Source organism: Stenotrophomonas sp. Steno-C15 (assembly GCF_056393265.1).
The window spans coordinates 27646-40627 of the sequence record NZ_JBWJPF010000001.1 but is presented as its reverse complement, the minus strand read 5'-3'; the positions used below and the strand labels follow the sequence as shown (position 1 = coordinate 40627).

14 protein-coding genes are annotated in these 12982 nt (G+C 68.5%); all 14 read left to right on the top strand.

Translation table 11 applies throughout. The features are described 5' to 3' along the window. Nucleotide 1: 1 nt before the first annotated feature. The 14 genes from fliF to AC06FB_RS00120 all read left to right on the top strand — a co-directional run bounded on the left by fliF (nucleotide 2) and on the right by AC06FB_RS00120 (nucleotide 12955). Complete coding sequence (fliF, locus tag AC06FB_RS00185) at nucleotides 2-1648, top strand: flagellar basal-body MS-ring/collar protein FliF (protein ID WP_065176166.1); 1647 nt, start codon at nucleotides 2-4, stop codon at nucleotides 1646-1648. Between the two features lie 7 nt (nucleotides 1649-1655). Then, nucleotides 1656-2642, top strand: coding sequence for a flagellar motor switch protein FliG (gene fliG / locus AC06FB_RS00180; protein ID WP_053519595.1), 987 nt, complete (start codon nucleotides 1656-1658; stop codon nucleotides 2640-2642). Next, entirely contained in the window at nucleotides 2639-3280 is a 642-nt protein-coding gene (locus tag AC06FB_RS00175) for a FliH/SctL family protein (protein WP_053519596.1), read from the top strand. Before fliG ends, AC06FB_RS00175 begins: the two co-directional genes overlap by 4 nt. Continuing rightward, on the top strand, nucleotides 3277-4662 hold the full coding sequence (locus tag AC06FB_RS00170; RefSeq protein ID WP_053519597.1) for a FliI/YscN family ATPase: 1386 nt from the start codon (nucleotides 3277-3279) through the stop codon (nucleotides 4660-4662). The genes AC06FB_RS00175 and AC06FB_RS00170 overlap by 4 nt, the downstream gene beginning before the upstream one ends. A 3-nt stretch (nucleotides 4663-4665) precedes the next feature. Next, nucleotides 4666-5133 carry a flagellar export protein FliJ gene (fliJ, locus tag AC06FB_RS00165; RefSeq protein ID WP_053519598.1) on the top strand — a complete coding sequence of 156 codons (468 nt, stop codon included), beginning with the start codon at nucleotides 4666-4668 and terminating at the stop codon, nucleotides 5131-5133. Next, complete coding sequence (locus AC06FB_RS00160) at nucleotides 5130-6221, top strand: flagellar hook-length control protein FliK (protein ID WP_065183031.1); 1092 nt, start codon at nucleotides 5130-5132, stop codon at nucleotides 6219-6221. Before fliJ ends, AC06FB_RS00160 begins: the two co-directional genes overlap by 4 nt. Nucleotides 6222-6437: 216 nt before the next feature. Continuing rightward, on the top strand, nucleotides 6438-6956 hold the full coding sequence (locus tag AC06FB_RS00155; protein ID WP_053519600.1) for a flagellar basal body-associated FliL family protein: 519 nt from the start codon (nucleotides 6438-6440) through the stop codon (nucleotides 6954-6956). A gap of 10 nt (nucleotides 6957-6966) precedes the next feature. Further along, nucleotides 6967-7971 (top strand): flagellar motor switch protein FliM, encoded by a 1005-nt coding sequence (fliM, locus tag AC06FB_RS00150; protein ID WP_065176161.1) that lies wholly within the window; start codon nucleotides 6967-6969, stop codon nucleotides 7969-7971. Beyond that, a complete protein-coding gene (fliN, locus tag AC06FB_RS00145) occupies nucleotides 7968-8303 on the top strand; it encodes a flagellar motor switch protein FliN (RefSeq protein WP_053519602.1) in 336 nt (111 codons plus the stop codon). Before fliM ends, fliN begins: the two co-directional genes overlap by 4 nt. After that, a complete protein-coding gene (gene fliO / locus AC06FB_RS00140) occupies nucleotides 8300-8707 on the top strand; it encodes a flagellar biosynthetic protein FliO (RefSeq protein WP_053519603.1) in 408 nt (135 codons plus the stop codon). The genes fliN and fliO overlap by 4 nt, the downstream gene beginning before the upstream one ends. A gap of 1 nt (nucleotide 8708) precedes the next feature. Continuing rightward, nucleotides 8709-9491 carry a flagellar type III secretion system pore protein FliP gene (gene fliP / locus AC06FB_RS00135; RefSeq protein WP_053519604.1) on the top strand — a complete coding sequence of 261 codons (783 nt, stop codon included), beginning with the start codon at nucleotides 8709-8711 and terminating at the stop codon, nucleotides 9489-9491. 93 nt (nucleotides 9492-9584) lie between these two features. Beyond that, entirely contained in the window at nucleotides 9585-9854 is a 270-nt protein-coding gene (locus tag AC06FB_RS00130; RefSeq protein WP_053519605.1) for a flagellar biosynthetic protein FliQ, read from the top strand. A 13-nt stretch (nucleotides 9855-9867) separates the two neighbouring features. Beyond that, the gene (gene fliR, locus AC06FB_RS00125) at nucleotides 9868-10659 is read left to right on the top strand and encodes a flagellar biosynthetic protein FliR (RefSeq protein ID WP_053519606.1); all 792 of its coding nucleotides are present in this window, start codon (nucleotides 9868-9870) and stop codon (nucleotides 10657-10659) included. Nucleotides 10660-10822: 163 nt separating this feature from the next. Then, nucleotides 10823-12955, top strand: coding sequence for a putative bifunctional diguanylate cyclase/phosphodiesterase (locus AC06FB_RS00120; protein WP_478053229.1), 2133 nt, complete (start codon nucleotides 10823-10825; stop codon nucleotides 12953-12955). The last annotated feature ends 27 nt before the right edge of the window (nucleotides 12956-12982 follow it).

The window sequence follows — 12982 nt, the reverse complement described above, 5'->3', positions numbered from 1 at the left end:
CATGGCACTGACGCTTTCCAAGGACAGCCTGAACGCCGAGAAGGCGGGGCAATGGTTCGACCGCCTGCAGAGCCTGCAGATCACCCGTCGGCTGGGGCTGATGGCGATGATCGCAGTGGCGGTGGCGGCGGGCCTGTTCGTGTTCTTCTGGTCGCAGAAGCCCGGCATGGTTCCGCTGTACACCGGCCTGGACCAGAAGGCCACCGCTGAAGCGACCGACCTGCTGCGTGCGGCGCAGATCCCGTTTGCCCTGGACCCGGCAACCGGTGGCATCACCGTGCCGGAGAAGAACCTGCATGACGCCCGCCTGAAGCTGGCCGGCTCCGGCCTGACCGACAGCGGCAAGCTGGGTTTCGAGCTGATGGAGCGCGACCCGGGCTTTGGTGTCAGCCAGTTCGTGGAAAGCGCGCGCTACCAGCACGCGCTGGAGACCGAACTGTCGCGCACCATCAACACGCTGCGACCGGTGCGTGATTCACGCGTACACCTGGCCATCCCCAAGCCCAGCGCCTTCACCCGCCAGCGCGACGTCGCCAGTGCTTCGGTAACCCTGGAACTGCGCGGTGGCCAGCAGCTGGAACGCAGCCAGGTAGATGCGATCGTGCACATGGTCGCCGCCAGCATTCCGGACCTGTCGCCGGAACGGGTGACCGTGGTCGACCAGAGCGGGCGCATGCTCAGCATCAGCGACCCGAACAGCGAAGCGGCGGTCAACGCCGCCCAGTTCGAGCAGGTCCGCCGGCAGGAGACCTCCTTCAACCAGCGCATCCGCGAGTTGCTGGAACCGATGACCGGCCCGGGCCGCGTCAATCCGGAAGTCAGCGTGGACATGGACTTCTCGGTCACCGAGGAAGCGCGTGAGCTGTACAACGGCGAGCCGGCCAAGCTGCGCAGCGAACAGATGAGCGAGAACACCACCAGCACGCCCGGACCGCAGGGTGTGCCTGGCGCAACCAGCAACACGCCGCCGGGCCAGGCTGCGCCGCCACAGACCGCGCAGACGCCGAGCGAAAGCAGCAAGAACGCCACGCGCAACTACGAGCTGGACCGCACGCTGCAGCACACCCGCCAGCCGGCCGGCCGCATCAAGCGCGTGTCGGTGGCGGTGCTGGTGGACAACGTGCCGCGCCCCGGCGCCAATGGCGCACTTACCCCGCAGCCGCTGTCGGCCGCCGAACTGACCCGCGTCGAGGCGCTGGTCAAGCAGGCCGTCGGCTTCAGCGCCGAGCGGGGCGATACGGTCTCGGTGATGAATGCCCCGTTCGTGCGCGAGACCACACCGGTGGAAGGCCCGGCCTGGTGGGAGCTGCCGTGGGTGCACGATGCCGGCCGCATGCTGCTGGGGGCCATTGTGGTGCTGGCGCTGCTGTTCGGCGTACTGCGTCCGGCGCTGCGTGCCATCACCGGCCAGGCGAAGAAGCACGACCCGCTGGCACTGGAACCGCATACCGCTGACGTACAGCTGGTCGATGACGATGGCAGCCCGCTGCCGGCCCTGGGTGCCGAGCGCGCTGGCCTGGGTGGACCGGAGGCGCTGGCCCTGCCGGTGGACTCCTACGAGGAACGACTGCGGATGGCCCGTGAAGCCGTGAAGACCGACTCCAAGCGCGTGGCCCAGGTGGTCAAGGGTTGGGTGGCCAATGACTGAGGTACCGTTGACCGGAGTGCAGCGCGCCGCCGTGCTGCTGCTGTCGCTGGGTGAACTGGACGCGGCCGAAGTGCTGCGCCACATGGAACCCAAGGAAGTCCAGAAGATCGGCATCGCGATGGCCACCATGTCCGACATCACCCGCGAACAGGTGGAACGGGTGATGGACCAGTTCGGCCAGGAGCTGGGCTCCAAGACCTCGCTGGGCGTGGGGTCGGACGACTACATCCGCAACATGCTGGTGCAGGCACTGGGCAGCGAGAAGGCCGGCAACCTGATCGATCGCATCCTGCTGGGCCGCAACACCACCGGCCTGGATGCGCTGAAGTGGATGGATCCGCGTGCGGTCGCCGACCTGGTCCGCAACGAGCACCCGCAGATCATCGCCATCGTCATGGCCCACCTGGAAACCGACCAGGCCGCCGATGCGCTGAAACTGCTGCCCGACCGCACCCGCGTGGACGTGCTGCTGCGCATCGCCACCCTCGATGGCATTCCGCCGAACGCACTCAATGAACTCAACGAGATCATGGAGCGCCAGTTCGCCGGCAACCAGAACCTGAAGTCATCCAACATCGGCGGCGTACAGTGCGCGGCCAACATCCTCAACTTCATGGACAGCGGCCAGGACCAGGCGATCCTGGGCGAGATCGCACGCATCGACGCGCCGTTGAGTGGCCGCATCCAGGACCTGATGTTCGTGTTCGACGACCTGGTGGATCTGGACGACCGCGAGATGCAGCTGGTGCTGCGCGAAGTCAGCGGCGAGCGCCTGGGACTGGCCCTGCGCGGCGCCGACATCAAGGTCCGCGACAAGATCACCCGCAACATGTCCCAGCGTGCCGCCGAGATCCTGCTGGAGGACATGGAGGCCCGTGGGCCGGTGCGTCTGTCCGACGTGGAAGGCGCGCAGCGCGAGATCCTGGCCATCGTCAAGCGCATGGCCGATGAAGGCACCATCACCATCGGCGGCAGCGCGGAGGCCATGCTGTGAGCACCGTCGTGCGCTGGCTCGCCCCTGACCTGCTGGCCCAGCCGGAACCCGTGCTGGAACAGGAGGACGCGTCCGGGCATGCCGGGCCGGACCCGGAGCACGAGCCGGAACCGCCGCTGCAGTTGCCGACGCTGGAAGAGATACAGGCCATCCAGGACAGTGCCGAGAAAGAAGGCTTCCAGCACGGCCATGCGGAGGGCTATGGCCAGGGCCAGGCCGAGGTGCGCCGGCTTGCCGCGCAGATCGAGGGCATCCTGGACAACTTCAGCCGCCCGCTGGTCCGCCTGGAGAACGAGGTGGTCGGTGCGCTGGGAGAGCTTGCGGTCCGCATCGCCGGTGCCCTGGTCGGTCGCGCCTACGAGGCCGAACCGGCGCTGCTGGCACAGCTGGTCGGCGAAGCCATCGATGCGGTCGGCGGCAGCACGCGCGAAGTGGAAGTGCGCCTGCACCCGGACGACATCGCTGCCCTCGCCCCCTTGCTCACCCTGCCACCGCAGCAGCGGCTGGTGGCCGACACCAGCCTCAGCCGCGGCGACCTGCGCGTGCATGCCGAGGCCGTGCGCATCGACGGCACTCTCGAAGCCCGCCTGCGTGGCGCGCTGGACGCAGTGATCCGCCAGACCGGAGCGAACGCATGACGGCCGAAACGCCACTGCCGCCGCCTGCGGCCGACTGGGCCCTGGCCCGCAATCTACGGTTGGCCCGTCGCCTGGACGGGCTGCGCGTGGACACCGCGCACGGCCGTGGCCTGATCCGCGAAGGCGTGCTGCGCCGCGCGGTCGGGCTGACCCTGGAAGCGGTCGGCTGCGAAGCACCGCTGGGGGCCAGCTGCAAGGTCGAAGTGGTCGACGGTGGCTGGGTGGATGCCGAAGTGGTCGGCTTCGCCGGTGAGCGCACCTACCTGATGCCCAGCGCCGAACTGCATGGCCTGTTGCCCAACGCGCGGGTCGTGCCGTCGGCACGGCGCGGCGGCGTGGAAGTGGGCGAAGGCCTGCTCGGCCGGGTGATCGACAGCGATGGCGTGCCGCTGGACGGCAAGGGCCCGATCCGTGCCGAAGGCCACGTCGGCATGGCCGGTGTGTCGATCAATCCACTCGCGCGCGAGCCGATCACCCAGCCACTGGATGTGGGCGTGCGCGCCATCAACGCACTGCTGCCGATCGGCCGTGGCCAGCGTGTCGGCCTGTTCGCCGGCTCCGGCGTCGGCAAATCGACACTGCTGGGCATGATGACCCGCTACACCGCTGCCGACGTCATCGTGGTCGGGCTGATCGGCGAACGCGGCCGCGAAGTGCGCGATTTCGTCGAAACCACGCTGGGCGAGGAAGGCCTGCGCCGCGCGGTGGTGGTCGCCAGCCCGGCCGACCGGCCACCGCTGGCGCGCCTGCATGGCGCCTACCGTGCCACCGCCATTGCCGAATGGTTCCGCGACCAGGGCCTGAACGTCCTGCTGCTGATGGACTCGCTGACCCGCTTCGCGCAGGCACAGCGCGAGATCGGCCTGTCGGTGGGCGAACCGCCGACCACGCGCGGCTACCCGCCGTCGGTGTTCGCCAAGCTGCCCGCGCTGGTCGAGCGCGCCGGCAACGGCGCCAAGGGGCGCGGCTCCATCACCGCGTTCTACACCGTGCTGACCGAAGGCGACGATCCGCAGGATCCGATCGCAGACGCCGCACGCGCGATCCTCGACGGCCACATCCTGCTGTCGCGCCGGGTCGCGGACAGCGGCCTGTACCCGGCCATCGACGTGGAATCGTCCGTCAGCCGCGTGGTCACGGAAATCGCCGACGAGCCGTGGCGCCTGCGCATCCGCAAGCTCAAGCGGCTGGTGTCGGCCTACTCGGCCAACCGCGACCTGATCGCCATCGGCGCCTACCAGCGCGGCAACGACGCAGCCACCGACGAAGCCCTGGAACGCTGGCCGGAAATCATGGAATTCCTGGGACAGGACGTGGCCAAGGCCGCGGATCTCCCGCACAGCCAGGCGGCGCTGCAGCGCTTGGTGGAAAACGAGGTGTAAGCGATGAACCAGTCCAAGCGTATCGACCCTCTGCTGAGGCGGGCACAGGAACATGAAGATGCGGTCGCCCGCGACCTGGCCGAGCGCCAGCGCCTTCTCGACACTCACCTGTCGCGTCTGGACGAACTGCGACGTTATGCCGAGGAGTACGCCAACGCACAGATGGCCGCGACCAGTCCCGCCCAGCTGTTGAACCGGCGTGCGTTCCTTGACCGCCTCGACAGTGCGGTGGAGCAACAGCAGCGCACCGTCGACGGCAACCGCGAGAAGGTCGAAGCCGAACGCGCGCGCCTGATCCTGGCCAGCCGCGACAAGGCGGTACTGGAGCAGCTGGCCGCCAGCTATCGCGCACAGGAAAAGGTGGTGACAGACCGCCGCGACCAGCGCGAGATGGATGACATCGGCGCGCGCCGCTCCCGCCTGGCGCAGGCCGAGGACCAGGACGGCACAGACACCGGAGGCCGTTCGTGACGCCCGCCGCGCTTTCGGGCAGCAGCACGACGGCCACTCCGCCCGGCGTGGGCAGCAGCCCGTCGCGCACGGCACGCAGCGAAGGCGGCAAGGACTTCGGTCAGCTGCTGCAGGGCGGTGCGCCCGTCCCGCCCGCGGACAGCCCCGCGCCGACCGGCGTTGCGGCCACCGGCAGCGATGACGCCGCCAGCGTGCGGCCCCCCGCCAGCGAGCAGGCTACGGGCGAGGCCGCTGCGCCACCGGCCGGCAAGGCTGCGACCGACCAGGACGCGACGACGGAAACCGACGAAGCGCCCTGGCCGCCATTCGGTCTGGCCGGGCTGGTGCTGGCCACCCCACTGCCCGCCGACCCTGCGGCCAGCGTCCCACCGTCCGCAACGGGCACAGCGCCTCCGGCCCTGGCGGCGACCACCGCCCCCCCATCGCCGGTTGCCGCGTCGCCTGCCGCCGTGGTGCAGTCACCCGCCACGGGCGTCGATGGCGAGGACGGCGCACTGTCCCTGCCTGTCCTGCCGACGGGCGACGCCGCGCTGGAGCGCAGCGGTGACACCGACAGCACGTTGCAGGGTGATCGTGCCCCGCCTGCACCCCTGCAGGCGCCCCTGCCCGCCGCACTGCAGGATCTGAAGGCGGCGCTGTCCAGCAACGCGGTCTTCAACGGCGAACCGACGCCGAAGCCGGTGCTTGGCGACGATGGATTCGACCAGGCCATCGGCGCCCGCCTGGGCTGGCTGGCCGACCAGAAGATCGGCCACGCCCACATCCGACTGAGCCCGGACGATCTGGGGCCGGTGGACGTACGCCTGCAGCTCAACGGTGACAAGGTCCACGCCAGTTTCAGCAGCCCGCACGTGGACGTCCGCCAGGCGCTGGAAAGCAGCCTGCCACGCCTGCGTGAACTGCTGGGCGAACAAGGCTTCCAGCTGGCCCACGCCGATGTCGGCCATCAGCCGGGCGGCGGTGGCGCACCTGCCGGCCAGGCCGGGCAGGAGGCAGGTCGGGGTGACGGAGAACCGACGCGGGGTGATGCCAGCCTGCCGGCCACCCCGTTGATCCGCCAGCGTGGCCTGCTGGACGCCTACGCCTGACAGGTGTGCCAACCAAGGTTGGCACCCACCAGAGCGGAGCGGTTGGCACCCACCAGAGCGATGTGGTTGGCACCTGCCAGCATCGCGTTGGTGGGTGCGGAACTTGCTCCGCATGGCCCCACCGGCACCCCGACGGAATTCCGTCGCACCCTGCTCCCGGTGCATCGGCACACCCCTTGCATATCCCGGTGAAGCAACCCTCAGGAGCTTCACCTCGTGGCCGCAGCCGCTGACAAAACCAAGAAGAATGTCGAAAAGGACAAGGCCCGCACGCCGCGCAGTCCGATCCTGATCACCGCGCTGGTGGCCGTACTGGCTGCCGCTGCCGCCGGTGGCGGCGTGTGGTTCTTCACCCAGTCCACGCAGGAAGAAAAGACCAGCCAGGCGCCGAAGAAGAAGAACGCCACGCCGGCACCGGCGCAGTACTTCGCGCTGGAGCCCGCGTTCGTGGTCAACCTCAATGGTCCCATCGACGGCCCGCGCTACCTGCAGCTGGAAGTGCAGCTGATGACCCGTGATCCGGCCGCGCTGGAGGCGATCAAGACCCACGCCCCGGCCCTGCGTGCACGACTGCTGATGCTGTTCTCGCAGGTCGAGCCGGCACAGATCGCCGATATCGCCGGCAAGAAGAAGCTGCAGGCCGATTCGCTGGCCGAGGTGCAGAAGGTGCTCAAGGCCGAGACCGGCAGCAATGGTGCCGACGATCTGCTGTTCACCAGCTTCGTGACCCAGTAAGGGCCCACCGATGAATGATCTGCTGTCCCAGGACGAGATCGATGCCCTGCTCCACGGCGTGGACAGCGGCGCGGTCGAGACCGACCCGGAGCCGCCCTCCGGCGAAGCCCGTTCATACGACTTCGCCAGCCAGGACCGCATCATCCGCGGCCGTATGCCGACGCTGGAAATGGTCCACGAGCGCTTTGCGCGCCTGTGGCGCATCGGCCTGTTCAACCTGATCCGGCGCTCGGCCGAACTGTCGGTGCGCGGCATCGAGCTGATCAAGTTCAACGACTACATGCATTCGCTGTATGTGCCGACCAACCTGAACCTGATCCGTTTCAAGCCACTGCGCGGCACCGGCCTGATCGTGTTCGAGCCGACCCTGGTGTTCGCCATCGTCGACAACTTCTTCGGCGGCGACGGGCGCTACCCCACCCGGATCGAAGGCCGCGAGTTCACCGCCACCGAGATGCGCGTGATCCATCTGCTGCTGAAGCAGACCTTCGCCGACCTGCGCGAAGCGTGGGCACCGGTGATGGACGTGGAATTCGAGTACATCAACTCGGAGATCAACCCGCACTTCGCCAACATCGTGACCCCGCGCGAATACGTGGTGGTGTGCCGCCTGCACGTCGAGCTCGACGGCGGTGGCGGCGACATCCACGTCACCCTGCCGTACTCGATGCTCGAACCGATCCGGGAGCTGCTCGATGCCGGCATCCAGAGCGATCGCAACGACCGCGACGAAAGCTGGGGCCAGACCCTGCGCGAGCAGCTCAACATCGCCGAAGTGACCCTGTCCAGCGTGCTGGCCAGCAAGCGCATGACCCTGCGTGACCTGACCCGGTTGAAGGTCGGCGACATCCTGCCGATCGAGCTGAGCCCGCAGGTGCCGCTGTGCGTGGAGAACATCCCGGTGTTCACCGGCGAATTCGGCATCGCCAACGGCATGAATGCCGTGAAGATCACTGCTACCCATCCGCCGGGCACCCGCCCGCGCGTACCCGTCATCCAGGAAGACCCGCAATGAACGATACCGACGCCCTCGAACCGACTCCGGCCCAGTTCGGCACCCTGCACGCCGACGAGGCCTCCGGGGTCGATCTGAATCTGGACGTGATCCTCGACGTGCCGGTGACCCTGTCGCTGGAAGTCGGCCGCGCCCGCCTGCCGATCCGCAACCTGCTGCAGCTCAACCAGGGCTCGGTGGTGGAGCTGGAGCGTGGCGCCGGTGAATCGCTCGACGTATTCGTCAACGGCACCCTGATCGCGCATGGCGAGGTCGTGGTGATCAATGACCGCTTCGGCGTGCGCCTGACCGACGTGGTCAGCCCGAGCGAACGCATCCGGAGACTGCGTTGAGCCTGCTGGCGTCCACCCTGCTGGGCGTCGGCAAGGCCGCCGCCCCGGTCGGCCAGCACGCGGCCTCGGCACCGGGCCTGTTCGGCGCGGTGCTGGCGCTGCTGGCCGTGCTGGCCCTGGTGGTCGGCCTGGGCTGGCTGCTGAAGCGCCTGCCCGGCAGCGGCTTCCGCCCGGCCGACGGCATGAAGCTGGTGGCCAGCCTCAGCGTCGGCGCCAAGGAACGCGTCGTGGTGGTGGAGGTCAACGGCCAACAACTGCTGCTGGGCGTCACCGCCGGCAGCATCAACGCCCTGCACACCCTTTCCGAACCGCTGCCGCCGCCCGCGCCGGTGCGCGTGCCGGACCTGAAGAACCTGCCGAATTTCGCCCAGCTGCTGCAGCAGCGGCTGCGCAAGGACCCCTGACATGCGTGTCATCCGTACCCGCCCAGCTACCCTGATCGCGTGGCTGCTGCTGATTGCCCTGTGCCTGCTGCCCGCGCTCGCCTTTGCCGCGCCGGGCGCTGCTCCGACCACGCCACTGCCGGATGTCAACGTGGGCAGGATCGGTGGCCAGCCGGTCAGCCTGCCGCTGCAGACACTGCTGCTGATGACGGCGATCACCCTGATCCCGTCGATGCTGCTGGTGCTGACCTCGTTCACCCGCATCATCATCGTGCTGGGCCTGCTGCGGCAGGCACTGGGCACCGGCCAGACCCCGTCCAACCAGGTGCTGCTGGGCCTGGCCCTGTTCCTCACCGCGATGGTGATGATGCCGACCTGGGACAAGGCGTGGAGCAGCGGAATGGCGCCCTACCTCAACGGCCAGATCGACTTCCAGACCGCGTGGACACTGACCACCCAGCCGCTGCGCGGCTTCATGCTGGCGCAGATCCGCGAGACCGACCTGATGACCTTCGCCGGCATCGCCGGGCACGGCACCTACGCCAGCCCGGATGCGATCCCGTTCCCGGTCCTGGTCGCCTCGTTCGTGACCAGCGAACTGAAGACCGCCTTCGAGATCGGTTTCCTGATCTTCATCCCGTTCGTGATCATCGATCTGGTCGTGGCCAGCGTGCTGATGTCGATGGGCATGATGATGCTGTCGCCGATGCTGGTCTCGGCACCCTTCAAGATCCTGCTGTTCGTGCTCGTCGACGGCTGGGTGCTGACGGTGGGAACGCTGGCGGCCAGCTTCAATCCGGCGTGACCCGGACCGGCGTGATTGCAGGGGCCGCCCGCCATTGCCGGCGGCCGCATTGACCACCGCCGGGCAGGACCCGGCGCTACCGATGGAAAGACGATGTCTCCCGAACTTGCCCTGACCGAACTGCGTGGCGGCCTGATTGCCGTACTGTGGGTGGCTGGCCCGCTGCTGCTGACCGTACTGGTGGTAGGTGTGGTGGTCGGTGTCGTGCAGGCCGCGACCCAGCTCAATGAGCCCACCATCGCCTTCGTCGCCAAGGCGGCAGCGTTGACCGCCGTGCTGTTCGCCCTGGGCAGCCTGCTGATTGGCCATCTGGTCGAATACACCACGCTGCTGTTCCAGCGCATTCCGCACCTGATCGGCTAGGACGCGCACCGCGATGGATGCCGCCACCCAGATGGCTGCCGACGGCCTGCAGGCCTTCGGCATGATCGGCACCGTGCTGTGGACGATGCTGCGCATCGGCGCGGTAGCCATGGCCATGCCCATGGTCGGCACCCGTGCGGTGCCGGCGCGGATCCGCGTGGTACTGGCCGGTACCCTCGCCATCGCGCTCGCCCCGCTGCTGCCGCCCGTGCCGGAGTGGACCGGCTTCGATGCGGCCACCGTGCTGACCATCGCCCGTGAGCTGGCCATCGGCGTGGCCATCGGCTTCCTGCTGCGGCTGGTGTTCGAAGCTGGCGCGATGGCCGGCGAACTGGTGGCACAGGGCACCGGCCTGGCGTTCGCGCAGATGAGCGACCCCCTGCGCGGCGGCACCTCCGGCGTGATCGGGCAGTGGTTCTACCTGTTGTTCGGCCTGCTGTTCTTCACCGCGAACGGCCACCTCGCGCTGATCTCGCTGGTCGTGGACAGCTACCGGGCACTGCCGATCGGTGCGCCGCTGCCCGATCCGCACGCGTTCTTCAGTATCGCCCCGACGTTCCTGCTGACCGTGCTGCGCGGTGCGTTGACACTGGCCATTCCGTTGACGGTGGCGATGCTGGCGGTGAACCTGGCGTTCGGCGTGCTCGCCCGTGCGGCACCTGCGCTCAATCCGATCCAGCTCGGCCTGCCGGTGTCGCTGCTGCTGGGCCTGTTCCTGCTGGTCCTGCTGGCCGGCGAAATGGGGCCCCCGGTGCAACGACTGTTCGATGCGGCGTTCCAGGCTGCGGACGCGGTCACACACTGACGCTTCCATCACGCTTTGCTGCTTGCCGTCCCCCCGGGGACGCGCGTTAGAGTGAATACGCGGCAACCGGGGGGATGCCGCACCTGGCGGCCGCTTCTGGCTGCCTGCCACATGCATGCCCCACCGTAGTTTCCGTCGACAGGCAGGTCCGGGAGACTGACGAATGCTGGTAGGCACGTACAACGCATGGCTGGTGGCAGTCTCGCTGTTGGTGGCCGTGATGGCTTCCTACACGGCATTGGCGATGGCCGGACGCACGGTCACGGCACCCGGCAGGGGCGCGACCTGGTGGTGGCGGCTCGGTGGCGGCTTCGCGATGGGCCTGGGCATCTGGTCGATGCACTTCATCGGCATGCTGGCCTTCGACCTGCCCATTCCGCTGGGCTACGACCTGCCGATCACCCTGATGTCGCTCGCCCTGGCCATCGCCTCGTCGGTGTTCGCGCTCTGGCTGGTCTCGCTGCCCACCCTGCCACATCCCCGCCTGGCAGGGGGCGCCTTGCTGATGGGCACCGGCATCGCCGGCATGCATTACGTCGGCATGGCCGCGATGCGCATGCAACCCGGCATCGACTACCACACGGGCTGGCTGCTGCTGTCGCTGCTGGTTGCGGTCGCTGCATCCTGGACCGCCCTCTACGTCGCCTTCCGCCTGCGCGCGCAGCGCACCCGGGTCGGTGACCGGCTGGCCGCCGCCGGCCTGCTCGGTCTGGCCATCGTGGGCATGCACTACACCGGCATGGCCGCCGCACGCTTTCCACAGGGCAGCATCTGCGGCGCTGCGGTGGGCGATGGCCTGCAGAGCACCTGGCTGGCGATGCTGGTGGTGGTGCTGACCGTCGCGATCCTGGCGGTGGTGCTGGTGGTGTCCTGGCTGGACCAGCGGGTGGAAGCGCAGCTGCTGCGCCTTCGCAACGCGATGCTGAGCACCTCGCTGACGGATGCGCAGGAGGAATTGACCCAGGCCGCGCTGCACGACCCCTTGACCCGCCTTCCGAACAGGCTGCTGCTGCAACGGCGCATCGTGCAGTCACTGGCCGAAGCCGAACAGGGCGGCAGCCGCTTCGCGGTGATGTTCATGGACCTGGATGGCTTCAAGCAGGTCAACGATGCCTATGGCCACCAGGCCGGCGATGCCCTGCTGGTGGCCGTCGCCGAGCGCACCGGCCAGCTGCTGCGGCCGAACGACCTGCTGGCGCGGCTCGGCGGCGACGAGTTCGTGCTGGTGGTGCGCATCGACCATGACGAGGACCTGCCGACCCTGGCCCGGCGCATCCTGCAGGCGGTGGGAAGCGGCCCGCTGCTGCCCGACAACGAACTGCAGGTGACTGCCAGCATCGGCATCGCCATCTGCCCCGACCACGCCGCCAGCGAACGCCAGCTGATGGCCTTCGCCGACGCTGCGATGTACCAGGCCAAGGAATCCGGCCGAAACTCCTTTGTCCTGTTCGCGGATTGGATGAACGACAGCGCCGAACAGCAGTTCCGCCTGCTGGCCGACCTGCGCCGGGCGATCGGCAGCGAACAGCTGTTCCTGCACTACCAGCCGAAGATCCGCGTGGCCACCCAGAAGGTCGCCGGCGCCGAGGCGCTGATCCGCTGGCGTCATCCGGAACAGGGCCTGATTCCACCGGATCGCTTCATCCGCCTGGCCGAGCGCAGCGGCGCGATCAACGAGATCGGCCGCTGGGCGCTGGACCAAGCGTGCCTGCAACTGCGGCACTGGCACGACGCCGGCCACGAGGGCTGGTCGATATCGGTCAACCTGTCGCCGGTCCAGTTCAGCTCGCCGCACCTGCTGCGCGATGTGCGCGACGTGATCGAGCGGCATCGCATCACGCCGCGCAACCTGGTGCTGGAGATCACCGAAAGCACCGTGATGCGCGACACCGACACCAGTTTGCGGCTGCTGCAGGCGTTGTCGGTGCTGGGGGTCGGCATCTCCATCGACGATTTCGGCACCGGCTATTCCAGTCTGCTGTACCTCAAGCGCCTGCCGGCCACCGAGATCAAGATCGACCACGCCTTCGTGCGCGATCTCGAACACAGCGCGGAGGACGTGGTGATCGTATCGGCGATCGTGGCGCTGGGCCATGCACTGGACATGGACATTGTTGCCGAGGGCGTGGAAACGGCTGCCCAGCGTGCCTACCTTGAGCGGCTGGGGTGCGATTACCTGCAGGGCTACCTGCTCGGCCGCCCGGTCGATGCGGGCCGTTTCATGCAACTGCACGACCTGCCGCGGCCACGGGTGGAGCTGGCGCAGACCCCGCCCCCACCGGCCCCGCCGGGGTAACGTCGGACTCTCCGCGGCGGGTGGTCA